Raw genomic sequence first — 23,192 nt, 5'->3', positions numbered from 1 at the left:
ACCTAGCGTTGACCCATGACGTCCCCCTCTCTACCCCTGGTCTCTGCCGAGTGGCTGCGTGAGCATGCCGGCGATCCGCACCTGGTCATCGTCGACGCCACCGTCCACCTCTCCTTCGACGAGGACGGCGCTCACATCGAGTCCGCGCGTGACACCTACCTCGCCGAGCACCTCCCCCACGCGACGTTCATCGACCAGAACGCCGACCTCAGCGACCCCGGCTCCGCGCTCCGCTTCACCCCGGTGGCCTCCGAGCGCTTCGCCGAGGTCGTCGCAGCGGCGGGCGTGGGCGATGACAGCACTGTCGTCGTGTACGACCACGCGAACGGCATCTGGGCCACCCGACTGTGGTGGCACTTCGGCCTGGAAGGCTTCGACGACGTCCAGGTGCTCGACGGCGGCCTCGCGGCATGGAAGGCCGCCGGATACCCGACCGAATCCGGAGGCGCCCACTACCCGCCCGCGCATTTCACCGCCCGGCGCCGCCCGGAACGCATGCTCTCCACCGAGGAGGTGGAGGCCGCGACCGGCGACGACCGCATCCTGCTGGTCAATGCGCTGGACGCCGAGTCCTTCGCGGCAGGCCGCATCCCGGGCAGCGTGAACGTGCCGTTCCCCGATCTCGTCCGGCCCGACGGCACCTTGAAGGACCGCGACGAACTCACCGCGCTCTTCGAGAACGTCGGTGCCCTCGACCCGCAGATCCGTCCCGTCACCTACTGCGGAGGTGGGATCGCGGCCACCGCAGCCGCCTTCGCGCTCCTCGCGGCAGGCCGCAGCGACGTGGCGGTCTACGACGGATCGATGACCGCGTGGACGGCCGACGGGCACCGGCCCCTCGAGCGGGACTGACTTCCTCAGCCTCGCGCGAGGCCCGTCACAGGTTTCTGTCAGGAAGATCCGAGAGGGTGGAGTCCGACACGACGTCTCACCCGCGAACGGAGTCCCCCCTGATGCATCGATCTCATCGGTTCCTGGTACCGGTCCTCATCCCGGCGTTTCTCCTGACCGCCTGCTCGTCGGACTCGTCCGAGGAGGAGGACGCGGCCGCCGAGCAGTGCCGCGAGTACAGCGCCGGGGCGTCCAGCGACGCAGTCGAGGTGAGCGGGACCTTCGGCGAGACCGAGCCCGAGGCGACATTCGAAGCGCCCCTGGACGCCGACGGCCTGCAACGGACCGTCGTCGACGAGGGCGACGGCGAGACCACTCGGCCGGGTGACTCGGTCTCGACGATCGTGACGGTCTACAACGGCACCTCCGGCGAGTACGCCTTCTCCGAAAGCGCCGACCTGGCGGTCGCGGACGAGCAGGTCTTCGAGGCGTTCACGGCGGGAATCGAGTGCGTCCCGATCGGCTCGCGCGTCGTCACGGTCGCGCCGGTGGCGGACGTCTACGGCGACGCGGGATATCCGGACCTCGGCCTGAACGCCGACGACTCGATGGTCGTCGTCGTCGACGTCGTCGAAAAGGACGTTCCGCCCGAGCCCGCCGAGTGGACCGAGAACGTTCCCGAGGTGGAGTCGGGCGAGGACGGTGTACCGGTCGTGACCCTGCCGGACACCGATCCGCCGGCCGACCTGCAGCTCGCGGTGCTGGAGGAAGGCGACGGGCAGGAGGTCGAGAGCGGCGACTCGGTGACCGTCGACTACCAGGGCACCAGCTGGGACACCGGCGAGGTCTTCGATCAGAGCTACGGCAAGGAACCGGCCACGTTCAGCACGAGCGGGGTCGTGGAGGGCTTCGAGGCCGCGCTGGTGGGCCAGCGCGTCGGAACGCGCCTGCTGGTCTCCATCCCGCCGGAGTACGGCTACGGAGAGGACCCGGCCGCAGCCGAGCTCGGCGGACAGACCCTCGTGTTCCTCATCGAGATCAAGAGCATCGAGTAGCCCCAACGCCGAGGCCCCCGTCCGGACGGATCCGGGCGGGGGCCTCGTGTGCGTGGCAGGTAGAGGATTCGAACCTCTGAAGGCAATGCCGGCTGATTTACAGTCAGCTCCCTTTGGCCGCTCGGGCAACCTGCCAGGACACGTCACCGTGGGGTGACAGCATGCAACACTACCGCAGCCCCCTAGGGTGGAAGAAACCAGCCCCACTCGTCAGGAAGTGAAGCACTCATGGCCGATTCGTCCTTCGACATCGTCAGCAAGATCGACCGTCAGGAGGCCGACAACGCCCTCAACCAAGCCGCCCGCGAGATCGCGACCCGGTACGACTTCAAGAACACCGGCGCCAGCATCGAGTGGAAGGGCGAGTTCGGCATCGAGATCACGGCCAACGCCGAGGAGCGCGCTTTGGCTGTGCTCGACGTGTTCCAGGAGAAGCTCGTCAAGCGCGGCATCTCGCTCAAGGCGCTCGAGACCGGCGAACCTCGCCAGTCCGGCAAGGACGTCAAGATCGACGGCTCGTTCGGCCAGGGCATCAGCACCGAGCAGGCCAAGAAGCTCAGCAAGCTCATCCGCGACGAGGGCCCCAAGGGCGTGAAGGTCCAGATCCAGGGCGACGAGCTGCGTGTCTCGGGCAAGAAGCGCGACGACCTGCAGGCGGTCATCGCGCTCGTCAAGGGCGCGGACCTCGACTTCGCGGTGCAGTTCACCAACTACCGTTGATCCGCCCGGCCACGAAGAGACTCACGGCGAAGTCGGCCTCGTCGCCGAACGGCTCGAGGTCCCACGTCGCGAACCGCTGCGTGAGGCGGAGTCCGGCCGCCTGGGCGTCGCGGTCCAACTCCTGGAGGCCGTATCCGCGGTCGAGCCGGAAGCCGATGAGCAGCCTGCCTGCGGGACGCAGATGCTCGGCGAGGCGCTGCAGCACCTGACCCTCGGTGCCCTCGGCGACGAAGACCATGACGTTGCCCGCCATGACGATGGCGTCGAAGCGGCTGCCGAGATCGAGCGTGGCGAGGTCGGCGACCTCGTAGCGCGGCCCCGGATGGTCGACCTTCGCCGCCTCGATGAGCACCGGGTCGACGTCGACGCCGACGACCTCGTGTCCGCGCTCGTGGAGCGCCCCGGCGATCCGGCCAGGACCGCATCCGGCGTCGAGGAGACGGGACCTCGGAGGGACGATCGCGTCCAGGAGCCGCGCCTCTCCGGACAGATCCGCCCCTTCGGCCGCGAGCGCGCGGAACCGCTCGACATACCACTGCGAGTGACCGTCCGGTGTGTCGGTGAACCAGCGTGGTGTCGTCATGTCCCCATCCTGCCGGACGTGGTGACAGTGGGCGGGCGTACATTGCGATCGTGGCACAGCAGTCTCGCAGCGGGTTGACCTACGGCGTGGCGGCCTATGTGTGCTGGGGGACTGTTCCCGCTCTACTGGCCGTTGCTGGAACCTGCCGGCGCTCTCGAGGTGCTGGCCCATCGCGTGGTGTGGTCGCTCGTGTTCTGCATCGGGCTCCTCACCGTCGCGCACCGATGGTCCGCGTTCGGGACGATCGTCCGCAACCCCCGTCAGCTCGTGTGGCTGGCGCTCGCCTCGGTGGTGATCGCCATCAACTGGGGCGGCTTCATCTGGGGCGTCAACAACGGGCACGTCATCGAGGTCTCGCTCGGCTACTTCATCAACCCGCTGGTCACGGTGCTGCTCGGCGTCTTCGTCCTCAACGAGACGCTGCGCCGCGCACAGTGGATGGCGGTAGGGCTGGGCGCGATCGCCGTCGTCATCCTCACCGTCGACTACGGCCGTCCGCCCTGGCTCGCCCTGACGGTCTCCGGCTCGTTCGCGATCTACGGCTTCCTGAAGAAGCGCGCCAACCTGGGGGCCGTCGAGGCCCTCGCGGTGGAGACGGCCATCCTGTTCCCGTTCGCGCTCGCGTTCCTCGTGGCGCTGCAGTTCCGCGACGACCTGGTCTTCGGTCACCACGGCGCGGGCAACCTCGCGCTGCTCATGGGCACGGGCATCGTCACCGCGGTCCCGCTCCTGCTGTTCGGCGCCGCGGCGACGCGCCTCAACCTCTCGACGATCGGACTGCTGCAGTACCTGGGCCCGATCCTGCAGTTCATCCTCGGACTCACGGTCTTCGGCGAGCAGATGGGGTCGGCGCGCTGGTTCGGCTTCGTGCTCGTATGGCTCGCGCTGGTGGTCTTCACGGTCGACGCGTGGCGTTCACGCCGGCGCTCCCTGCGTCAGGCCGCCGAGGGCTCGACCGTCCTCTGAGGATCAGTGCGCCGGCTCTCGTAGCGTCGCGCTGGGGCGGTGACCTGCCACGCACCGCACGGCACAAACCTGCGTGATGACTCACCGCCCGCTCGGCGCCTGCGTGATGACGCACCGCCCGTAGCGGGTCAGCCGAGTCGGGTGACGACCGTGTCGCAGAGCTCGGCGAGAGCCGCCCGAGCGGGGCTCTCGGGGAGCGTGTCCAGCAGAGCGCGGGACGCGTCGGCCTCCCCGCGCACGTAGGCGCGCGCCTCGTCCATCGCGCGATGCGATCGCAGCTGCGCCAGCGTCGTGCCGACGGTCTCCTCGTCGGTGATCGGGCCGGCCAGGAGGTCGCGCAGGTGGGCGTCGGCCGGGTCGGTCGAACGACGCACGAGCAGGGTCGGCAGCGTCGGCACACCCTCGCGCAGGTCGGTCCCGGGGGTCTTGCCCGAGTCCCCACTCTCGCTGGCGATGTCGATGATGTCGTCGGCGAGCTGGAAGGCGATGCCGATGCGCTCACCGAACTCGAGCAGCGTCTCCTGCACCTGAGTACTCGCGCCGGACATCTTCGCGCCGAAGAGCGCGGCGGTGGCGATGAGCGAGCCGGTCTTGTCGGCCACGACGTCGAGGTAGTGCTGCAGCGGGTCCTCGCCCTGGGCGGGGCCGATCGTCTCGCGGATCTGGCCCTGGACGAGACGGGCGAAGGTCTGCGCCTGGATGCGCACGGCCTCGGTGCCCAGACCTGCCACGAGGTGGGACGCCTGGGCGAAGAGGTAGTCGCCGACGAGGATGGCGATGGAGTTGTCCCAGCGCGCGTTGGCGCTCGGCGCTCCGCGTCGCACGGACGCCTCGTCCATCACATCGTCGTGGTAGAGCGTGGCGAGGTGGGTCAGCTCGACCACGACGGCCGCCGGCACGACGTCCGCGGACTCCGGGTTGCCGAACTCGGCGCACAGCACGGTGAGCAGAGGCCGGAACCGCTTGCCGCCCGCCCGCTGAAGGTGCGCGGCCGCCTCCGCGAGGAACGGTTCGGGGCTGTGGACGGATCGGGCGAGCAGCTCCTCGACGCGATCGACCCCGTTCTGGACGCGCGTCGTCAGACCCGGGTCGTCGAACGACACTCCTACAGCCACGCGGTTCTCCTCAGCAGTGACGACTCAGCGCACGAACGCGCCGGCGTGCTGCACGACATCGAGCATCGGCCCAGGAAGGATACCGAACACCACCGTGGCGATGGCAGCCAGCGCAATGACCACGGTAGTCAACACGCCCGGCGCCGCGATCGTCGGGCCGTCCCCGACCGGCTCGGTGAAGAACATCAGGACGACGACCCGGACGTAGAAGTACGCCGCCAACGCACTCGCGAGCACGCCGATCACGACGAGCGGCCAGGTGCCGCCAGCCCACGCCGCCGCGAAGACGCCCCACTTGCCGATGAAGCCGGCCGTCAGCGGAATGCCGGCGAACGACAGCATGAACAGCGTGAAAGCGCCTGCGAGCCACGGCGACTGCCGCCCGAGTCCTGCCCACTTGGCGAGGTGGGTCGTCTCCCCTGCCGAGTCGCGCACCACCGTGACGATCGCGAAGGCTCCGATCGTGGCGACGCCGTAGACGAACAGGTAGAACAGCACGCTGGACACCGACGTCACGGACAGCCCGTCGGCGACGCCGAGGTAGGCGGCGGAGACGCCGACGAGCAGGAAGCCGGCGTGCGCGATGGACGAGTACGCCAGCATGCGCTTCACGTCGGTCTGCGCGATCGCGACGATCGAGCCGAAGATCATCGTGAGCACCGCGACGGCCCAGATCGTGGGACGCCAGTCCCACGAGGCGCCGCCGAACGCCACGAAGAACACTCGCATGAGGGCGACGAACGCCGCGGCCTTGGTGGCCGCCGCCATGAACGCCGTGACCGGCGTGGGCGCACCTTGGTAGACGTCGGGCGTCCACGCATGGAACGGCACCGCGCCGATCTTGAACAGCAGGCCCACCGCGATCATCGCCATCGCCACCAGGAGCAGGCCGCCGCTGTCACTGCGGGCCGTGACTGCCTCATCGATGAGCGTGAGGTTGAGGCTGCCCGCGTAGCCGTAGGCGAGCGCCGCGCCGTAGAGGAAGAAGACCGAGGAGAACGCGCCGAGCAGGAAGTACTTGAGCGCGGCCTCCTGGCTGATGAGCCGGCGGCGCCGCGCGACGGCGCACAGGACGTAGAGCGGCAGGGACAGCACTTCGAGCGCGACGAACATCGTGATGAGGTCGTTCGCCGTGGCGAAGAGCATCATGCCCGACAGCGCGAACAGCATGAGCGGGAAGACCTCGGTGTGCTCCAGCCGGTGCGTGACGGCCTCGCTCTCCTCGCGCGAACCGGGGACGTCCGCCGCGCGTCCGGTGAACGGGCTCAAGCCGGCTTCGAAGCGACGTTCGGCGAAGAGGCCGAGGCTCAGCAACGCGAACACGACGAGCAGGATCCACGTCAGGACGCCCGGGCCGTCGACGGTCACGGCCCCTTCGGCCTCCACCGCTCCGCGCGCGACTCGCTCGACCTCGTCCACGTCGGGTAGGTCGAGGTAGACCAGGACGCTGGTGACGAGCGCGACCACGAGTCCGGCGGCCGTCACGATCGCCTGGATGACGAAGCGACGTCGCCGCGGAAGGACCGCTTCGAGCACGAGCCCGAGTACCGCGACGCCGGCGACGATGAGCAGCGGCGACAGTGCGCCGTAATCGATCTGCGCGGCCGGGATCGGGGTGTCGGCGGTGGGCGCGATCATTCTTGTGCTCCTTCGCTCGCCCCGGCTTCGACCGGTTGGGTGGGGACTGGATCGCCGGCGGAGACCGCCGCGAGCACGGGCTCGAGGGCCGGCTCGATGACCGACAGCAGCGGCTGCGGCACGAAGCCGAGGGCCACGATCAGCACCACGGCCGGCGCCAACGTGGCGACCTCGCGCCGATCCAGCTCGCGGACGCCCTCGGCTCCCGGAGCCAGCGGTCCGGTCATCGTGCGGCGGTACATCAGCAGGATGTACAGCGCCGCCAGGATGATGCCGAGCGTCGCGACGACGGCCAGCGGCCGCGACACCGTGAAGGTGCCGGCCAGCACCATGAACTCCGAGACGAACGGCGCGAGTCCGGGCAGCGACAGGCTCGACAGGCCACCGATCAGCAGGACGCCGGCGAGCACCGGAGCGATCTTCTGAACGCCACCGAAGTCGGAGATGTTGGCCGAGCCGCGTCGGGCGATCATCATGCCCGTCACGAGGAACAGCACGGCGGTCGACAACCCGTGGTTGAACATGTAGAGCGTCGCGCCGGCGGTGGACAGCGTCGTGAAGGCGAAGATGCCGAGGATGATGAAGCCGAAGTGCGAGACCGACGTGAAGGCGATCAGCCGTCGCAGATCGTCCTGGCCGATCGCCAGCAGCGCTCCGTAGAGGATGCTGACGACCGCGAGCACCAGCACGACGGGACTGGCCCACTGCGAGGCGTTGGGGAAGATCTCCAGGCACCACCGGATCATCGCGAAGGTGCCGATCTTGTCGACGATGCTGACCATCAGGACCGAGGTGGACGCCGAGGCCGAGGCCGCTGCATCGGGCAGCCAGGTGTGCAGCGGCCACAACGGTGCCTTGATCGCGAACGCGATGAAGAAGCCGAGGAACAGCAGCCGCTCGGTGCCTTCGCCCATCTCGAGTCCCAGCAGGTCGCTGTGCAGGAAGCTCGCTTCGCCGGCCTCGGCGGTCAGCGCGTAGAGCCCGACGATGGCCGCGAGCATGAGCAGGCCGCCGACGAGGTTGTAGATGAGGAACTTGACCGCCGCGTAGGAGCGGCCCACGCCGCCGTGCGCGCCGATGAGGAAGTAGAGCGGGACGAGCGTCGCCTCGAACAAGACGTAGAACAAGAAGACGTCGGTCGCGGCGAAGACGCCGATCGCGAGTCCCTCGAGCGCGAGCATCCAGGCGAGGTAGCTGTTCGTGCGGCTGGGATCGGGCAGCCGGTCGCCCCAGGCGGCGAGGATGACCACCGGCGTGAGCACCGTCGTGAGCAGCACGAGGGTGAGGCCGATGCCGTTGAGCCCGAGCGCGTAGTGCACGCCGATGGCCGCGATCCACTCGCGCTCCTCGACGAACTGATAGCCCGCACCAGGGTCGTACTGAATCGCGATGACGACCGCGAGCACGAGTGCGACGAGCGACACCGCGAGGGCGATCGTCTTGACGAGGCGCGGGTCGGCCGACCGCGGCCAGAACGCGAGAACGAGCGCTCCGAGCAGCGGCGTGAGAGCCAGGACAGTCAGCATCATCCGAGGGTCACCGCCAAGAGTCCGAGGACGACGGCGAGCGCGCCGCCGAAGATTCCGAGGGCGTAGGACCGGACGTACCCGGTCTGGGTGGCCCGCAATCCCTGCGCGGCCTCACCGATGCGGTCCGCTGTGCCGCGCACCAGACCGTCGATGCCTCTCGCGTCCAGCCAGACGAGGAAGCGGGTGAGGTACCGCACCGGGAAGACGGCCAGGGCTCCGTTGACCTCGTTCGTGTAGATCTCGTGGCGCCCGGCCCGCGTGAGGATCGAGACGTCCGCGTCCGCGGGAGCAGTATCGGGGACGTCGCTGCGGTACAGCCACACCGCGAGCGCGACCCCGGCGGCGACCAGGGCGAGGACCGCCAGCTGGATGACGATGACCGGGGCAGGGAGCTCATGATGTTCGGCGTGGCCCGCGACCGGCTCGAGCCAGTGGCCGATCCAGTTGCCGAGGTAGAGCGCGCCGCCGAGCACCGAGAGCGCGGCCAGCGCGATGAGCGGGATGGTCATGACGCTGGGCGATTCGTGCGGGTGCACCCCGTCGCGCCAGCGCTGGTCGCCGAAGAACGTCATCATCATCAAGCGGGTCATGTAGAACGCCGTGATGCCCGCGCCGATCATCGCGCCGACACCGATCCAGAGGTTGTGCGCGAGCGCGGCCTCGATGATCTTGTCCTTGCTGAAGAAGCCGGACATGCCCGGGAAGCCGATGATCGCCAGGTACCCGAGTCCGAAGGTGGCGAAGGTGATCGGCATGGCCCGGCGCAGCGCACCGTAGTGCCGCATGTCGACGTCGTCGTCCATCGCGTGCATGACCGAGCCCGCGCCGAGGAACATGTTGGCCTTGAAGAAGCCGTGGGTCAGCAGGTGGAAGATCGCGAAGGCGTAACCAGCCGGGCCGAGGCCCGCGGCCAGCATCATGTACCCGATCTGGCTCATCGTCGAGCCGGCCAGCACCTTCTTGATGTCGTCCTTCGCGCAACCGATCCAGGCGCCGACGAGGAGGGTCACGAGACCGACGACGATCACGAAGGTGCGGGCGACCTCCGAGGCGTCGTAGATGCCCGCGGAGCGGACGACGAGGTAGACGCCGGCGGTGACCATGGTGGCCGCGTGGATGAGGGCGGACACCGGCGTGGGGCCTTCCATCGCGTCGAGCAGCCAGGCCTGCAGCGGCACCTGCGCAGACTTGCCGCAGGCGCCCAGCAGGAGGAGCAGGCCCAGGGCGGTGGCCGTAGCGGCGCTGACCTCGCCGGCGGCGCCGTTGACTGCCGCGATCGAGGTGGTGCCGAAGGTCGCGAACATCGTCATGATCGCGATGACCATGCCGACGTCCCCGATGCGGTTCATGATGAACGCTTTGTTCGCGGCAGCGGCGGCCGACGGCTTGTGCTGCCAGAACCCGATCAGCAGATACGAGGCGAGTCCGACGCCCTCCCAGCCGAGGAACAGCACGAGGTAGTCCGCCGCGAGCACGAGAGTGAGCATGGCCGCGACGAACAGGTTGAGGTAGGCGAAGAAGCGGCGGCGGCGCTCGTCGTGGGCCATGTAGCCGATCGAGTAGACGTGGATCAGCGTGCCGACGCCGGTGATGAGCAGGACGAACAGGCTCGACAGTTGATCGAAGGTGAATGCGAACTCGACGTGGAAGCGGCCCGCCTCGATCCAGGTGCCGAGGGAGGAGGTGACGGAACGGTCGCCGGCGTCGCGCCCGAGCAGTTCGATGAACATGACGAGTCCGAGCACGAAGGCGGCGGCCGAAGCCGCCGTCGCGATCAGGTGACCGAAGGCGTCCGAACTCCTGCCGGCCAGCAGGAGGAGGGCCGCGCCCGCGAGCGGGATGGCGATGAGCAGCCAGGACAACTCGAGCATCGTGCTCCCTCCCCTAGGCCTTCAGCAGGTTCGCGTCGTCGACCGAGGCCGAGCGACGCGTGCGGTAGATGGACACGATGATCGCCAGGCCGATGACGACCTCGGCGGCCGCGACGACCATGACGAAGAAGGCCGCGGTCTGCCCGTCGAGGTTGCCGTGCTGGCGGGCGAAGCTCACGAACGCGAGGTTGGTGGCGTTGAGCATGAGCTCGATGCACATGAAGACCACGATCGCGTTGCGGCGCACGATGACGCCGACGGCCCCGATCGTGAACAGCAGGAACGACAGGGTGATGTACTCGGTCACGCGTCCTCGTCCTTCCGGTCGCCGCGCTCGATCTCGCGCGCGCGGCGCTGCGCTGCGCTGATGTCGACGTCGGTGCGCTCCTGGCCGCGTTTGCGCAGGCTGTCGGGCACGGACTCCTCCGCCGGCGAACCGTCCGGCAGCAGGGCCGGGACGTCGACACCGTTGTGCCGCGCGAACACGCCGGGAGTCGGCGGGTTGCCCGGGTGCCGCCCGGTCTCCGCGTACTCGCGCATGCGCTGGCGCTGGACGTCGATCTGCGTGCGGCGCGGCGTGAGACGCTCACGGTGCGCGAGCACCATCGCGCCGAGCACCGCGGTGATCATGAGGGCCGCGGTGAACTCGAACGCGACGACGTACCGGGTGAACAGCAGCTCGGCGAGCCCCTCGACGTTTCCGCCCTCGTTCGCGGCGTCCAGGCCGATGGTGGAGCTCACGACGACCTGGCCGACCGCGACGGACATCGTGACCGCGAACAGGACCCCGACGACTGCCGCGGCCAGTCGCTGGCCCCTGATCGTCTCGACGAGCGAATCGCTGCGGTCGACGCCGACGAGCATGAGCACGAACAGGAAGAGCATCATGATCGCGCCGGTGTAGACGATGATCTGCACGGCGAAGAGGAACGGGGCGTCCTGCAGCGCGTACAGCACCGCGAGGCTGATCATCACCACCGCAAGGCACAGTGCGGCGTGCACGGCCTTCTTGGCGAACAGGAGCCCGAGCGCGGCGAGCACCATGAGCGGCGCCAGCACCCAGAACGTGGTCATGAGTCGGCCTCCACGATCGGCAGGGTCTTGCCCCGGTAATAGTCGTGATGGTCGTCGCTGATGAGCATCTCGTGCGGCGGTTCGACCATGCCGGGCAGCAGCGGCGCCAGCAGATCGGACTTCTCGTAGATCAGATTCGCCCGATCGTCGTCGGCCAGCTCGTACTCGTTCGTCATCGTCAGGGCGCGCGTGGGGCACGCCTCGATGCACAGTCCGCACAGGATGCAGCGCAAGTAGTTGATCTGATAGACGCGGCCGTACCGCTCACCGGGGCTGTACCGCTCGTCCTCGGTGTTGCTCGCGCCCTCGACGTAGATGGCGTCGGCCGGGCACGCCCACGCGCACAACTCGCAGCCGACGCACTTCTCCAGACCATCCGGCCAGCGGTTGAGCTGGTGGCGCCCGTGGAAGCGGGGCGCGGTCGGCACCTTCTCCTTCGGGTACTGCTCGGTGACGGGCTTCTTGAACATCGTCCGGAACGTCACCCCGAATCCGGCAATCGGATCCCACAGGGTCTCGCGCAGGGTGCTCACGGTCGGCCGACCTCCTTCGAGGCATCGCGGTCAGTGGTGGCCCGGTCCGGCATCGGGGGTACGGGGTAGCCGCCGGCGAAAGCGTCGAACTCCGCGTCGTGGTCGTCCTCAGGAGCCGGCTCCTGGGTCTTCTTCTCCGGGATGAGGAACGTCGCCAGGAGCAGGATCGCGACGACGCCAGCGGCCCACAGCACGTTCTGCTGCGTGAACAACTCCTCCTGCATCGCCTTGCGCATGAAGGCCACCGCGATCGTCCAGCCGAGCGCGATCGGGATGAGCCATTTCCAGCCGAAGTGCATGAACTGGTCGTACCGCATGCGCGGCAGGGTCCCGCGGAGCCAGATGAACAGGAAGATGAACAACAGCGTCTTGCCGAGGAACCAGATGACCGGCCAGTAGCCCTCATTGGCGCCGGGCCAGATCTGGGCGATCCCGAACGGCGCGCGCCATCCGCCGAGGAACATCGTGGTGGCCAGCGCGGAGACGGTGACCATGTTGATGTACTCGGCGAGGAAGAACATCGCGAACTTGAACGACGAGTACTCGGTGTGGAAGCCGCCGACCAGCTCGCCCTCGGCTTCGGGAAGGTCGAAGGGGGCGCGGTTGGTCTCGCCCACCATCGCGATGACGTAGATGATGAACGACGGCAGCAGCGGCAGGAAGAACCACCATTGTTCCTGCGCGGCGACGATCTCGGACGTGGACATGGATCCGGCGAAGATGAACACGCTCACCAGCGCCAGTCCCATGGCGACCTCGTAGGAGATCATCTGGGCGCTCGATCGCAGGCCGCCGAGCAGGGCGTAGGTGGAGCCGGAGGACCATCCCGCCAGGACGATGCCGTAGATGCCGACCGAGGTGACGGCCAGGATGTAGAGGACCGCCACCGGAAGATCCGTGAGCTGAAGGGCGGTGCGCACGTCGGTGAAGGGGATGGTCACCTCAGGTCCGAACGGGATCACGGCCCACGCGAGGAAGGCCGGCACCACCGCGAGGATCGGCGCCAGGAAGTAGACGATCCGGTCGGCGGCCTTGGGGAAGACCTCCTCCTTCAGGCCGAGCTTCACGCCGTCAGCGAGGCTCTGCAGCAAGCCGAACGGGCCGTGCATGTTCGGCCCGACGCGGTGCTGCATCCGCGCGACGACGCGGCGCTCGAACCAGATGTTGAAGAGCGTGTAGAGCACCAGGATCACGAAGATCAGCAGCGCCTTGAGCAGCACGACCCACATCGGGTCGTTGCCCCAGAGGTCGTCGTTCATGCGCCCTCACCTCCGTCGGCGGGGCCCAACGTCACCCGGTCACCGAAGCCCGCGGCGAGCAGCGCGCGGACGTGCACGCCCTCGGAACGAGCGGGCACCCACACCACGCCGTCGGGCAGGTCGGCGACGTCGGCGATGAAGACCGCGCGCCCGGACGGCGTCGACAGCGTCGCCGCCGCCCCCGGTTCCACGCCGGCGGCGGCGAGGGTCCCGGCGTTCGCCTTCAGCCGGGCGGGTCGGGCCGTGGCTCGGTACTCGCCCGTACCGTCCTGCAGACGGCCGTCGTCGATCAGCTGCGACCAGGTGTCGAGAGTGACGGTGCCGACCGGGCCGGCTCCGCGGGCCGGCGGGGCCGCGGCCGGCGCAGGTCGCGCGCCGTCCCACAGGCCGAGCTCCTCGAGCTCGGCGCGGGCCTGCCCGATCGTGCGGACACCGAGCGGAGCGCCGAGTTCCTCGGCGATCCCGGCGAGCACCCGGACGTCGGGAAGCGCCCCGGTGTCCAGCACCGTCTCGAACTGGCGGGGTCGGCCCTCCCAGGTGAGGAACGTGCCCGGCTTCTCGACCGGCGGGGCGACGGGGAGGACGACGTCTGCGTACGGCGTGACGTCGCTGCGGCGCACCTCGAGGCTGACCACGAATTCGGCCGCGTCGAGGGCGCCGGCCGCAGCGGCCGGGTCGGGCAGGTCGGCGAGTTCGAGTCCGCCGACGACGACGGCCTGGAGGTCCCCGGCGGCCAGCGCGGCGACGATGCCGGCGGTGTCGCGACCCGGCGTGGCCGGCAGCTGCTGCACGCTCCAGGCGGCAGCGACGTCGGCGCGGGCCTCGGCGTCCTCGACGGGCCGACCGAACGGCAGCAGCGTCGGCAGGCAGCCGGCCTCGACGGCACCGCGGTCACCGGCGCGGCGCGGCACCCAGGCGATCCGCGCGCCGGTGCGTTCAGCGAGTCCGGTCAGCGCGGTGAGCCCGCCCGGCACCTGCCCGAGCCGCTCACCGGCGAGAACGATGTCCTGCTCGCCGAGCTGCAACCCGGCGAGCGCCTGCGCCTCACCCCCGGGGACGACCTGCAGGAGCTCAGCGTTCAGCTTGGCGGCTCCGCGCGTGCGGTGGCTGGCGATCGCGACGACCTTCACGCCGCGCTTGATCGCCTTGCGCAGCCGCAGGAAGATCGTGCCGGCCTCGTCCTCCGGCTCCAGGCCGACGAGCACCACCGTGCTGGCGGCTTCCAGCGCCGCGTACGTGACGTCCGGTCGCCGGCCGGCGACCCGGCTGGCGAGGAAGTCCGTCTCCTCGGTACTGAGCGCGCGGGCCCGGAAGTCGATGTCGTTGGTGCCGAGGGCCACGCGCGCGAACTTCGCGTAGGCGTACGCGTCCTCGAGGGTCAGCCGGCCTCCGGTGAGGACGCCCGCCGGCTTACCCGCGAGGCCGCGGGCGGCGACGGCGAGAGCGCCGGGCCACGAGGTGGGCACGAGTTCGCCGCTGTCCGGATCGCGCACCAACGGGGTGCGGAGCCGGTCGTCCTGGCTCGACCAGGTGAACGCGAAGCGATCCTTGTCGGTGATCCACTCCTCGTTCACCTCGGGGTCGTCACCGGCGAGTCGCCGCATGACCTTGCCGCGACGGTGGTCGACGCGGATGGCCGCGCCGCACGCGTCGTGCTCGGCGATCGACGGGACCGAGACGAGGTCGAACGGTCGGGACCGGAAGCGGTAGTCCGCGCTGGTCAGCGCCCCGACCGGGCAGATCTGGATGGTGTTGCCGGAGAAGTAGGAGTGGAAGGGCTCCCCGTCGGCGATGCCGATCTGCTGCTGCGCGCCGCGCTCGAGCAGGGCGATGAACGGATCACCGGCGATCTCCTCGGAGAACCGTGTGCAACGCTGGCAGAGCACGCACCGTTCGCGGTCGAGCAGCACCTGCTCCGACACGTGGATCGGTTTGGGGAACAGCCGCTTCTGGTCGATGAACCGCGACTCGCCGTTGCCGTGGCTCATCGCCTGGTTCTGCAGCGGGCACTCTCCGCCCTTGTCGCAGACCGGGCAGTCGAGCGGGTGGTTGGCGAGGAGGAACTCCAGGTTGCCGCGCTGCGCCTTGTCCGCGACCGGCGAGCTGACCTGGGTCTTGACCACCATGCCGGGCGCGACCTCCAGGGTGCAGGAGGCCTGCGGCTTGGGCATGCCGCGGCCGTTGCCCGCGTCCGGGATCTCCACGAGGCACTGGCGACAGGCGCCGACGGGCTCGAGCAACGGGTGGTCGCAGAACCGCGGGATCTCGACGCCCATGAGTTCGGCCGCGCGGATCACCAGCGTGCCCTGGGGAACACTGACCTCGACGTCGTCGATGGTCAGGGTCACGAGCTCGACGGGTGCCGCTTCGGTCGAGCCTGATTCGGTGACGGTCATGATGTCGCCCCCTCTCCGGCGAGCACGGTCGTCGCGAACAGCGTGGATCGCGACGGCGGGAAGAGCTCGGAGGACGGCGTGGTCATGCCGGCCTCGAACTCCTCTCGGAAGTAACGGATGGCGGAGGTGATCGGGCTCGTCGCGCCGTCGCCCAGCGCGCAGAACGAGCGGCCGAGGATGTTGTCGCACAGATCGAGCAGCGTCTCGATGTCGCCCGGCTGGCCCTCGCCCCGGTCGAGGCGGCGGAGGATCTGCACCATCCACCAGGTGCCCTCGCGGCACGGCGTGCACTTGCCGCACGACTCGTGCTTGTAGAACTCGGTCCATCGCAGCACGCAGCGGACGACCGACGTGGTCTGGTCGAAGATCTGCAGCGCCTTGGTGCCGAGCATCGATCCGGCCGCGCTCACGCCCTCGTAGTCGAGCGGGACGTCGAGGTGCTCGGCGGTGAGGATCGGCGTCGAGGAGCCGCCGGGCGTCCAGAACTTGAGTTCCGCCCCCTCGCGCATGCCGCCGCTCAGGTCGAGGAGCTCGCGCAGCGTGATGCCGAGCGGCGCCTCGTACTGGCCGGGCCGTTTGACGTGCCCGGACAAGGAGTAGATCGTGTGGCCCTTGCTCTTCTCGGTGCCCATCGAACCGAACCAGGAGACGCCGCCGCGCACGATGGCCGGCACCGACGCGATGGATTCGACGTTGTTGATCACCGTGGGCGAGGCGTACAGACCGGCGACCGCGGGGAACGGCGGGCGCAGCCGGGGTTGACCGCGCCGCCCCTCGAGCGAGTCCAGCAGCGCCGTCTCCTCGCCGCAGATGTAGGCGCCCGCGCCGGCGTGCACGACGATGTCGAGGTCCATGCCGCTGCCGTGGATGTCGGTGCCGACGTGCCCTGCCTCGTACGCTTCGCGCACCGCGGCGCGCAGCCGGCGGACCACGTGCAGGACCTCCCCGCGCACGTAGATGAACGCCTGCCGGGCCTCGATCGCCCGGGAGGCGATGATGACGCCCTCCACGAGCGTGTGCGGCGAGGCCATCATGAGCGGGATGTCCTTGCACGTACCGGGCTCGGACTCGTCGGCGTTGACCACCAGGTACGTGGGGTTGGGGTTGTCCTTGGGGATGAAGCTCCACTTCATCCCGGTGGGGAACCCTGCGCCTCCGCGGCCGCGCAGGCCCGAGTCCTTGACGAGGGTGACGAGTTCGTCCGGCGTCATCTGCAACGCCTGGCGAAGTGCCTGGTACCCGCCCTGGTTCTCGTAGGCCGCGAGCGTCCACGCGCGGTCGTCGGCCCAGTTGGCGGTGAGCACCGGGGTGAGGGTGTCAGTCATCGTCGGCTCCTCCCTCGACGTCGGCCGGCGACTGCTCGGCGACGGTCTCGGATTCGGCGCGTTGCGTGTCGGCCTCGGCGGCGGCCTCCTGCTTGGTCTCGCCGCCGCGCCCGGTTCCGGAATCCTCCTCGAGCGACGGTGCCTGCCAGCCCCGTTCCTGCGCGATGCGAAGTCCGGCCAGCGACGCCTCGCCCGCGGCAGGACCTTCGTCCACCCGGCCGTCCTCGAAGCCGGCGAGCACGCGCTCGGCCTCGCGCCAGGACGTGATCTGCGCGCCTCGCGGCGACGCCACGCGCTCCCCCGCGCGCAGGCGCTCGACGAGGTCGATCGCCGATTCGGGTGTCTGCTGGTCGAAGAACTCCCAGTTGACCATCACGACGGGGGCGAAGTCGCAGGCGGCGTTGCACTCGACCCGCTCCAGCGTGATCGCGCCGTCGGCGGTCGTCTCGTCGTTGCCGACGTCGAGATGCCCGCACAGCCGCTCGAAGATCTCATCCCCGCCCATGACGGCGCACAGCGTGTTCGTGCAGACGCCGACGTGGTGCGTGCCCATCGGGCGGCGCTTGTACATCGTGTAGAACGTGGCGACGGCCGAGACCTCCGCCTCCGTGAGATCGAGGATCCGTGCACACGTCTCGATGCCCTCGGTCGTGACCCGCCCCTGCACCGACTGCACGAGGTGCAGCATCGGCAGCAGCGCCGAGCGCGCCTGGGGGTACCGGCCGGCCAGCTCCTTGAGCTCGGCGAGCGTCGTGGGGCCGATCGGGGTGTCGGCGGGATCGGTGGGCGTCTGCGTCACCATGCCGTCGACCGAGTCGGGCAACGGTGACTGCGCGGGATCGTTCGTGGTCATCGGTCCACTCCTCCCATCACCGGGTCGACCGAGGCGACGGCGACGATGACGTCGGAGAGCATGCCGCCCTCGCACATCGCCGACACCGACTGGAGATTGACGAACGACGGGTCGCGGAAGTGGGCGCGGAACGGCCGCGTGCCCCCGTCGGAGACGGCGTGGCACCCGATCACGCCCTTGGGCGACTCGATCTCGGTGTACACCTGGCCGGCCGGCACGCGGAAGCCCTCCGTCACGAGCTTGAAGTGGTGGATCAGCGCCTCCATCGACTCGCCCATGATGTGGCGGATGTGCTCCGGGGAGTTGCCCTGTCCGTCGGCGCCGACCGAGAGCTGGGAGGGCCACGCGATCTTGCGGTCGGCGACCATGACGGGCTGACCCTCGGTGGCGGCGAGCCGTTCGATGCACTGCTCGACGATCTTGAGCGACTCGGCCATCTCGTCCAGGCGGATGCGGAAGCGTCCGTAGGCGTCCGGCTCGTCGCGGGTCACGACCTCGAAGTCGTACGTCTCGTAGCCGAAGTACGGGCGCTTCTTGCGCAGGTCCCAGTCGTACCCCGTGGCCCGCAGCGGCGGTCCGGTGACGCCGAGGGCGAGGCAGCCGGCGAGGTCGAGGTGACCCACGCCCTTGAGGCGACCCATGAAGATCGGGTTCGCGTTGCAGAGCGCGGCGTACTCGGGGAGCCGCTTGCGCAGCAGCGCGACGCCGTCACGCAACTCGTCGAGCGCCCCCTCGGGCAGATCGAGCGCCACCCCGCCGGGACGGAAGTACGCGTGGTTCATGCGCAGGCCGGTGATCGTCTCGAACAGTTTGAGGATGATCTCGCGGTCGCGGAAACCGCACGTCATGACGGTGAGCGCGCCGAGTTCCATCCCACCGGTGGCGATCGCGACGAGGTGCGAGGAGACGCGGTTGAGTTCGAGCATCATGACCCGGATGATCTGGGCGCGCTCGGGAACATCGTCGGTGATGCCGAGGAGCTTCTCGACGGCGGCGACGTACACGGCCTCGTTGGAGAACGGGGCGACGTAGTCCATCCGGGTGCAGAACGTGACGCCCTGCGTCCAGGTCCGGTACTCCATGTTCTTCTCGATGCCGGTGTGCAGGTATCCGATGCCCGCGCGGGCGCCGAGGATCTGCTCGCCGTCGATCTCGAGGATGAGTCGCAGCACCCCGTGAGTGGACGGGTGCTGCGGACCCATGTTGACGACCAGGTGATCACCTTCGATGCCCTCGACGTCGATGGAGTCCCAGTCCTGCCCCGTGACGTTGAAGACCGGCCCCTCAGGGGTCTCGGTGGTCCCCGCGTACGGGTCGTCGTGGATGGTCATGAGTAACTCCTCCGATCGTCGGGTGGAGCGATCGTTCCGCCCTTGAACTCCACGGGGATGCCGCCGAGCGGGTAGTCCTTGCGCTGGGGGTGTCCCGGCCAGTCGTCCGGCATGAGGATGCGGGTCAGCGCGGGGTGCCCGTCGAAGATGACGCCGAACATGTCCCACACCTCCCGCTCGTGCCAGTCGGCGGTGGGATACGTCGGGACCACGCTCGGGATGTGCGGATCGGCGTCCGGCGCGACGACCTCGAGGCGGATGTGCCGGTTGTGGGTCATCGACGTCAGCTCGTACACGACGTGCAGTTCGCGCCCGGTCTCGTGCGGGAAGTGCACCCCGCTGACACTCGCGCAGAACTCGAAGCGCAGCTGCGGGTCGTCGCGCAGGTGGCGAGCCGTGGCGGCGAGCCGCTCGCGGCGGATGAAGAAGGTGATCTCGCCGCGGTCGATGACGACCTTCTCGATCGCGTCCGTCAGACCGTCACCGCCCGCGAGCCGCTGCGCGACGTCGTCGTACCAGCCGCCGAACGGCGGCGTGGCGGCACCGGGCATGATGACCGGCCGGCGCAGGCCCCCGAAGCCGGTGGTGTCGCCCGTGCCGTGGACCCCGAACGATCCTTCGCGCACCTCGACGATCTCGAGATCGTGCGCCTCGGAACGTTCCAACTCGTTCTGCGTCTCGTGGGACGGGTCCTGCGTGCGGTCGGCGTCGGTCGGCGTCGGGTCCGCACCGGTGGGCTTGGTGTCGTCGCTCACCGCATGAGCCCCTTCATCGCGGACGTCGGAACAGCGGCCAGCGCGTCACGCTCGGTCTCGGCGATCTCCCGCATCCGGTCGGCGCCGAGGTTGCCGTGCTGCACCTTGTCGTGGATCTTGAAGATCGCGTCGATGAGCATCTCCGGCCGCGGCGGACATCCGGGCAGGTACATGTCGACCGGCACGATGTGATCGACGCCCTGGACGATCGCGTAGTTGTTGAACATGCCGCCGGAGCTGGCGCACACGCCCATCGCGAGCACCCACTTGGGCTCGGCCATCTGGTCGTAGATCTGGCGCAGCACCGGGGCCATCTTCTGGCTCACTCGGCCGGCCACGATCATCAGATCGGCTTGGCGCGGCGACGGGCGGAAGACCTCCATGCCGAACCGCGACGAGTCGAACCGGGGCGCGCCGAAGGTCATCATCTCGATGGCGCAGCAGGCCAGACCGAAGGTGGCGGGCCACATCGAGGCCTTGCGGAAGTAGCCGGCGAGCCCCTCGACCGTCGAGAGGAGGACGCCGCTGGGCAGTTTCTCTTCGAGTCCCATCAGGTCCAGTCCATTCCGCCCCGACGCCATTCGTAGACGTAGGCGATCGTGATGTTGACGAGGAACAGCATCACCGCGAGGAAGGCGAACCAGCTGAGCTGGTCGAAGGCGACCGCGAACGGGTACAAGAACACGATCTCGATGTCGAAGATGATGAACATCATCGCGGTGAAGAAGTACTTGATCGAGACGCGGCCGCCGCCATCTGGCAGCGGGCTGGGTGCGATGCCCGACTCGTAGCGATCGAGCTTGGCGCGGTTGTACCGCGCCGGACCCGTGAACGGAGCGATCCCCACGCTGAACAGCGCGAAGGCCAGTGCGATGGCACCCAGCACGACGATCGGTACGTAATCGTTCACGACACCTCCCAGCAGACGGTGGGCGACTTTGTGAAGTGATTCACATCGTCGTTCACCCCACTGTATGACGGAGCACACAGCCGGTGTAACTGAGGTCACACTTACCTCGCCGACCGGTCCTCACAGGCAGCACCCTACGAGCGCGATGTCACCACGAGGTTTCGACACGCGCGGTCTTCGATGACGCCCAGATGACCGTTCGCCGCACCACTCGCGGAACGCGATGCAGCGCTCGCCCCGCGCCGCGACAAAGCGGGGGTGCGCTGCGCCTTGAGGTCAGCGCGGAGCGACGGCGTGGTGCAGGGCCACGATGCCGCCGGTGAGGTTGCGCCAGGAGATGTCGCGCCAGCCGGCCTCGCCCATGCGCACGGCGAGTCCGCGCTGGTCGGGCCATGCGCGGATCGACTCGGCCAGATAGACATACGACTCGGGGTTGGACGAGACGGCGCGGGCGATCGGCGGCAGGGCGCGCATGAGGTAATTGGCGTAGACGAGTTCGAACGGCTTCCAGGTCGGGGTGCTGAACTCGCACACGACCACGCGCCCCCCGGGCTTGGTCACGCGCAGGAGCTCGCGAAGACCCGTGAGGGGATCGTGGATATTGCGCAGTCCGAACGAGATCGTCACCGCGTCGAAGGAGTCGTCGGCGAAGGGCAGGCGCATGCCGTCACCGGCCGTGAACGGCAGATCCGGACGGGCCGCCTTGCCGACCTGGAGCATGCCGATCGAGAAGTCGCAGGGGACGACCATCGCCCCAGCGTGCGCGAACGGCGCGCTCGACGTGCCAGTGCCCGCCGCGAGGTCGAGGATGCGCTCACCCGGCTGCGGGTCGACCATGGCGACGACCTTCGTGCGCCACCGGCGGTCCTGCCCCAGTGAGAGCACGTCGTTGGTGCGGTCGTACTTGGCGGCGACGTCGTCGAACATGCGCGCGACGTCGCGGGGATCCTTGTCCAGACCGGCTCGGCTCACCGCCTTACTGTCCCACGAGTAGGCTCGATCCACGTGAGCAACCCCATCGCCGATCCGTCTTCGGTGGACGACACGGCACCTCTCGTGGTCCGCACACGGCGCATCGACGATCCCGGCGATCTCCTCGCCCTCCTCCCCCCGGATCAGGCCCTCGCCTGGGTCCACGGCGGCGACGGACTGGTCGCCTGGGGGCGGGCGGCGACGTTCTCCACTCGGGGCGCGGACCGCTTCGCCGATGCGGACGCCTGGTGGCGCGCTCACGTGGCGCGCAGCGTCAGCCGTGACGACGTCAACCGGCCGGGCAGCGGGCTCGTGGCCTTCGGCTCCTTCGCCTTCGCCGATCGCGGGGAGGGGACCACGCTGGTGGTGCCCGAGGTCGTGGTCGGTCGCCGCGACGGCGTCAGCTGGATCACCACGATCGGCACGACGCTGAGCGCTCCGCCCACGCTGACCGCGCACGACGATCTCGGCTCGGGGCCCGCCGTGGACTTCGAGGACGATGACTCCCGCCGTGCCCGCTGGCGCGACACGGTGGCCGCCGCGGTCGACCGCATCGCCGCCGGCGAGCTCGACAAGGTCGTCCTCGCGCGGTCGGTCGACGCGGTCAGCGACGAGGTCGTCGACGTCCGGCGCCCGCTCCGCCGCCTCGCCGCGCAGTACCCGAGCTGCTGGACCTTCCACGTCGACGGTTTCTTCGGGTCCACGCCCGAGATGCTGGTCCGCCTCGAGGGCGGTCTCGTGACGTCGCGGGTGCTCGCCGGCACCATCCGCCGCAGCGGCGACGACCACCGGGATCTGGCGCTCGCCGCGTCCCTCGCGCACTCCAGCAAGGATCTCGAGGAGCACGAGTACGCCGTCGCGTCGGTCGCCGAGGCGCTCGCTCCGCACTGCACCGGCATGAACGTGCCAGAGGCGCCCTTCGTCCTCCACCTGCCCAACGTCATGCACCTGGCCACGGACGTCACGGGCGTCCTCCGCGCCGACGCGAGCGCGCTCTCGCTCGCGGCCGCCCTCCATCCGTCGGCTGCCGTCGGGGGCACTCCCCGGCCGGCTGCCGTCGACCTCATCGAGGAGATCGAGGGGCTGGACCGCGCGCGCTACGCCGGCCCGGTGGGCTGGATCGGGGCCGATGGTGACGGGGAGTGGGGCATCGGGCTGCGGTCAGCGCAACTGCTGGACGACGGCCGTCGGGTACGGCTGTTCGCCGGCTGCGGAATCGTGGCCGACTCCGTGCCTGCCGACGAGCTCGCCGAGTCCGACGCCAAGCTCGTCCCGGTCCGCACCAGCCTGACCGAGGCCTGAGCCGGAGCCGGGCCGCAGGGTCCGCTCCTCCGCTCACTCTCCTCGCGAGTGGCGCAGTTCGGGCCCGAAACCCGGCAGATCGGCCCCACACTGCGCCACTCGATGTGCACGTTGCGCCACTCGCGAGACGCTCGCCGCGCGACACCGCCGACCGAGTGTCGGAGCCGGGCCGTA

22 protein-coding genes and 1 tRNA gene are annotated in these 23,192 nt (G+C 69.3%); 5 read left to right on the top strand and 18 right to left on the bottom strand.

Going from position 1 to position 23,192, the window contains the following annotated elements:
• Positions 1-15: 15 nt before the first annotated feature.
• Both EHW97_RS00195 and EHW97_RS00190 read left to right on the top strand, forming a co-directional pair.
• Positions 16-852 carry a sulfurtransferase gene (locus tag EHW97_RS00195; protein ID WP_124235167.1) on the top strand — a complete coding sequence of 279 codons (837 nt, stop codon included), beginning with the start codon at positions 16-18 and terminating at the stop codon, positions 850-852.
• Between the two features lie 101 nt (positions 853-953).
• Positions 954-1,886, top strand: coding sequence for an FKBP-type peptidyl-prolyl cis-trans isomerase (locus EHW97_RS00190; RefSeq protein WP_124235166.1), 933 nt, complete (start codon positions 954-956; stop codon positions 1,884-1,886).
• 53 nt (positions 1,887-1,939) lie between these two features.
• Here EHW97_RS00190 and EHW97_RS00185 read toward each other — a convergent pair.
• Positions 1,940-2,021: transfer RNA gene (locus tag EHW97_RS00185), tRNA-Tyr, on the bottom strand.
• 93 nt (positions 2,022-2,114) lie between these two features.
• Between EHW97_RS00185 and EHW97_RS00180 the strand changes: the two genes are divergently transcribed.
• Positions 2,115-2,606, top strand: coding sequence for a YajQ family cyclic di-GMP-binding protein (locus EHW97_RS00180; protein WP_124235165.1), 492 nt, complete (start codon positions 2,115-2,117; stop codon positions 2,604-2,606).
• Here EHW97_RS00180 and EHW97_RS00175 read toward each other — a convergent pair.
• Complete coding sequence (locus tag EHW97_RS00175; RefSeq protein ID WP_124235164.1) at positions 2,590-3,189, bottom strand: class I SAM-dependent methyltransferase; 600 nt, start codon at positions 3,187-3,189, stop codon at positions 2,590-2,592. The two genes, EHW97_RS00180 and EHW97_RS00175, sit on opposite strands and share 17 nt — an antisense overlap.
• 96 nt (positions 3,190-3,285) lie before the next feature.
• On the opposite strand from EHW97_RS00175, the gene rarD reads away from it, so the two are divergent.
• The gene (rarD, locus tag EHW97_RS00170; protein ID WP_243696238.1) at positions 3,286-4,155 is read left to right on the top strand and encodes an EamA family transporter RarD; all 870 of its coding nucleotides are present in this window, start codon (positions 3,286-3,288) and stop codon (positions 4,153-4,155) included.
• Positions 4,156-4,283: 128 nt separating this feature from the next.
• Here the strand turns inward: rarD and EHW97_RS00165 are convergent, their stop codons facing one another.
• The 16 genes from EHW97_RS00165 to EHW97_RS00090 all read right to left on the bottom strand — a co-directional run bounded on the left by EHW97_RS00165 (position 4,284) and on the right by EHW97_RS00090 (position 21,716).
• Entirely contained in the window at positions 4,284-5,270 is a 987-nt protein-coding gene (locus EHW97_RS00165) for a polyprenyl synthetase family protein (protein WP_124235163.1), read from the bottom strand.
• A 24-nt stretch (positions 5,271-5,294) separates the two neighbouring features.
• Entirely contained in the window at positions 5,295-6,908 is a 1,614-nt protein-coding gene (gene nuoN / locus EHW97_RS00160) for an NADH-quinone oxidoreductase subunit NuoN (RefSeq protein WP_124235162.1), read from the bottom strand.
• Complete coding sequence (locus EHW97_RS00155) at positions 6,905-8,437, bottom strand: NADH-quinone oxidoreductase subunit M (RefSeq protein ID WP_124235161.1); 1,533 nt, start codon at positions 8,435-8,437, stop codon at positions 6,905-6,907. The genes nuoN and EHW97_RS00155 overlap by 4 nt, the downstream gene beginning before the upstream one ends.
• Positions 8,434-10,308, bottom strand: a complete 1,875-nt coding sequence (gene nuoL / locus EHW97_RS00150) for an NADH-quinone oxidoreductase subunit L (RefSeq protein ID WP_124235160.1) — start codon at positions 10,306-10,308, stop codon at positions 8,434-8,436. Before nuoL ends, EHW97_RS00155 begins: the two co-directional genes overlap by 4 nt.
• 13 nt (positions 10,309-10,321) lie before the next feature.
• Entirely contained in the window at positions 10,322-10,615 is a 294-nt protein-coding gene (gene nuoK / locus EHW97_RS00145; RefSeq protein ID WP_124235159.1) for an NADH-quinone oxidoreductase subunit NuoK, read from the bottom strand.
• A complete protein-coding gene (locus tag EHW97_RS00140; protein ID WP_124235158.1) occupies positions 10,612-11,382 on the bottom strand; it encodes an NADH-quinone oxidoreductase subunit J in 771 nt (256 codons plus the stop codon). Before EHW97_RS00140 ends, nuoK begins: the two co-directional genes overlap by 4 nt.
• Positions 11,379-11,915, bottom strand: coding sequence for an NADH-quinone oxidoreductase subunit NuoI (gene nuoI, locus EHW97_RS00135; protein WP_124235157.1), 537 nt, complete (start codon positions 11,913-11,915; stop codon positions 11,379-11,381). The genes EHW97_RS00140 and nuoI overlap by 4 nt, the downstream gene beginning before the upstream one ends.
• Positions 11,912-13,174: an NADH-quinone oxidoreductase subunit NuoH gene (gene nuoH / locus EHW97_RS00130; protein ID WP_124235156.1), complete on the bottom strand. Its 1,263-nt coding sequence runs from the start codon at positions 13,172-13,174 to the stop codon at positions 11,912-11,914. Before nuoH ends, nuoI begins: the two co-directional genes overlap by 4 nt.
• Positions 13,171-15,570 carry an NADH-quinone oxidoreductase subunit G gene (locus tag EHW97_RS00125; protein WP_124235155.1) on the bottom strand — a complete coding sequence of 800 codons (2,400 nt, stop codon included), beginning with the start codon at positions 15,568-15,570 and terminating at the stop codon, positions 13,171-13,173. Before EHW97_RS00125 ends, nuoH begins: the two co-directional genes overlap by 4 nt.
• Positions 15,567-16,895 (bottom strand): NADH-quinone oxidoreductase subunit NuoF, encoded by a 1,329-nt coding sequence (nuoF, locus tag EHW97_RS00120; RefSeq protein WP_124235154.1) that lies wholly within the window; start codon positions 16,893-16,895, stop codon positions 15,567-15,569. The genes EHW97_RS00125 and nuoF overlap by 4 nt, the downstream gene beginning before the upstream one ends.
• The gene (gene nuoE, locus EHW97_RS00115; RefSeq protein WP_124235410.1) at positions 16,888-17,697 is read right to left on the bottom strand and encodes an NADH-quinone oxidoreductase subunit NuoE; all 810 of its coding nucleotides are present in this window, start codon (positions 17,695-17,697) and stop codon (positions 16,888-16,890) included. The genes nuoF and nuoE overlap by 8 nt, the downstream gene beginning before the upstream one ends.
• A 47-nt stretch (positions 17,698-17,744) precedes the next feature.
• Entirely contained in the window at positions 17,745-19,079 is a 1,335-nt protein-coding gene (locus tag EHW97_RS00110; protein WP_124235153.1) for an NADH-quinone oxidoreductase subunit D, read from the bottom strand.
• On the bottom strand, positions 19,076-19,834 hold the full coding sequence (locus EHW97_RS00105) for an NADH-quinone oxidoreductase subunit C (RefSeq protein WP_124235152.1): 759 nt from the start codon (positions 19,832-19,834) through the stop codon (positions 19,076-19,078). The genes EHW97_RS00110 and EHW97_RS00105 overlap by 4 nt, the downstream gene beginning before the upstream one ends.
• Positions 19,831-20,385 carry a NuoB/complex I 20 kDa subunit family protein gene (locus EHW97_RS00100; protein ID WP_124235151.1) on the bottom strand — a complete coding sequence of 185 codons (555 nt, stop codon included), beginning with the start codon at positions 20,383-20,385 and terminating at the stop codon, positions 19,831-19,833. Before EHW97_RS00100 ends, EHW97_RS00105 begins: the two co-directional genes overlap by 4 nt.
• Positions 20,385-20,744, bottom strand: a complete 360-nt coding sequence (locus EHW97_RS00095; RefSeq protein ID WP_124235150.1) for an NADH-quinone oxidoreductase subunit A — start codon at positions 20,742-20,744, stop codon at positions 20,385-20,387. The genes EHW97_RS00100 and EHW97_RS00095 overlap by 1 nt, the downstream gene beginning before the upstream one ends.
• 276 nt (positions 20,745-21,020) lie before the next feature.
• The gene (locus EHW97_RS00090) at positions 21,021-21,716 is read right to left on the bottom strand and encodes a demethylmenaquinone methyltransferase (RefSeq protein ID WP_124235149.1); all 696 of its coding nucleotides are present in this window, start codon (positions 21,714-21,716) and stop codon (positions 21,021-21,023) included.
• A 33-nt stretch (positions 21,717-21,749) separates the two neighbouring features.
• Between EHW97_RS00090 and EHW97_RS00085 the strand changes: the two genes are divergently transcribed.
• The gene (locus EHW97_RS00085) at positions 21,750-23,018 is read left to right on the top strand and encodes an isochorismate synthase (RefSeq protein WP_124235148.1); all 1,269 of its coding nucleotides are present in this window, start codon (positions 21,750-21,752) and stop codon (positions 23,016-23,018) included.
• Positions 23,019-23,192 lie beyond the last annotated feature (174 nt).

The sequence above is a fragment of the Aeromicrobium camelliae genome (assembly GCF_003850045.1).
Taxonomy (GTDB): Bacteria; Actinomycetota; Actinomycetes; order Propionibacteriales; family Nocardioidaceae; genus Aeromicrobium; species Aeromicrobium camelliae.
This window is presented reverse-complemented; position numbering and strand designations above follow the sequence as displayed.

Excerpts from the sequence above, each read along its gene's own strand:
- EHW97_RS00140 (WP_124235158.1), bottom strand. The coding sequence starts at position 11,382 with ATGACCACGTTCTGGGTGCTGGCGCCGCTCATGGTGCTCGCCGCGCTC.
- EHW97_RS00180 (WP_124235165.1), top strand. The coding sequence starts at position 2,115 with ATGGCCGATTCGTCCTTCGACATCGTCAGCAAGATCGACCGTCAGGAG.
- nuoF (WP_124235154.1), bottom strand. The coding sequence starts at position 16,895 with ATGACTGACACCCTCACCCCGGTGCTCACCGCCAACTGGGCCGACGAC.
- EHW97_RS00155 (WP_124235161.1), bottom strand. The coding sequence starts at position 8,437 with ATGATGCTGACTGTCCTGGCTCTCACGCCGCTGCTCGGAGCGCTCGTT.
- EHW97_RS00100 (WP_124235151.1), bottom strand. The coding sequence starts at position 20,385 with ATGGGACTCGAAGAGAAACTGCCCAGCGGCGTCCTCCTCTCGACGGTC.
- nuoH (WP_124235156.1), bottom strand. The coding sequence starts at position 13,174 with ATGAACGACGACCTCTGGGGCAACGACCCGATGTGGGTCGTGCTGCTC.
- EHW97_RS00110 (WP_124235153.1), bottom strand. The coding sequence starts at position 19,079 with ATGACCATCCACGACGACCCGTACGCGGGGACCACCGAGACCCCTGAG.
- rarD (WP_243696238.1), top strand. The coding sequence starts at position 3,286 with ATGTGTGCTGGGGGACTGTTCCCGCTCTACTGGCCGTTGCTGGAACCT.
- EHW97_RS00175 (WP_124235164.1), bottom strand. The coding sequence starts at position 3,189 with ATGACGACACCACGCTGGTTCACCGACACACCGGACGGTCACTCGCAG.
- nuoE (WP_124235410.1), bottom strand. The coding sequence starts at position 17,697 with ATGGTGACGCAGACGCCCACCGATCCCGCCGACACCCCGATCGGCCCC.
- EHW97_RS00190 (WP_124235166.1), top strand. The coding sequence starts at position 954 with ATGCATCGATCTCATCGGTTCCTGGTACCGGTCCTCATCCCGGCGTTT.
- EHW97_RS00125 (WP_124235155.1), bottom strand. The coding sequence starts at position 15,570 with ATGACCGTCACCGAATCAGGCTCGACCGAAGCGGCACCCGTCGAGCTC.
- nuoL (WP_124235160.1), bottom strand. The coding sequence starts at position 10,308 with ATGCTCGAGTTGTCCTGGCTGCTCATCGCCATCCCGCTCGCGGGCGCG.
- EHW97_RS00195 (WP_124235167.1), top strand. The coding sequence starts at position 16 with ATGACGTCCCCCTCTCTACCCCTGGTCTCTGCCGAGTGGCTGCGTGAG.
- nuoN (WP_124235162.1), bottom strand. The coding sequence starts at position 6,908 with ATGATCGCGCCCACCGCCGACACCCCGATCCCGGCCGCGCAGATCGAT.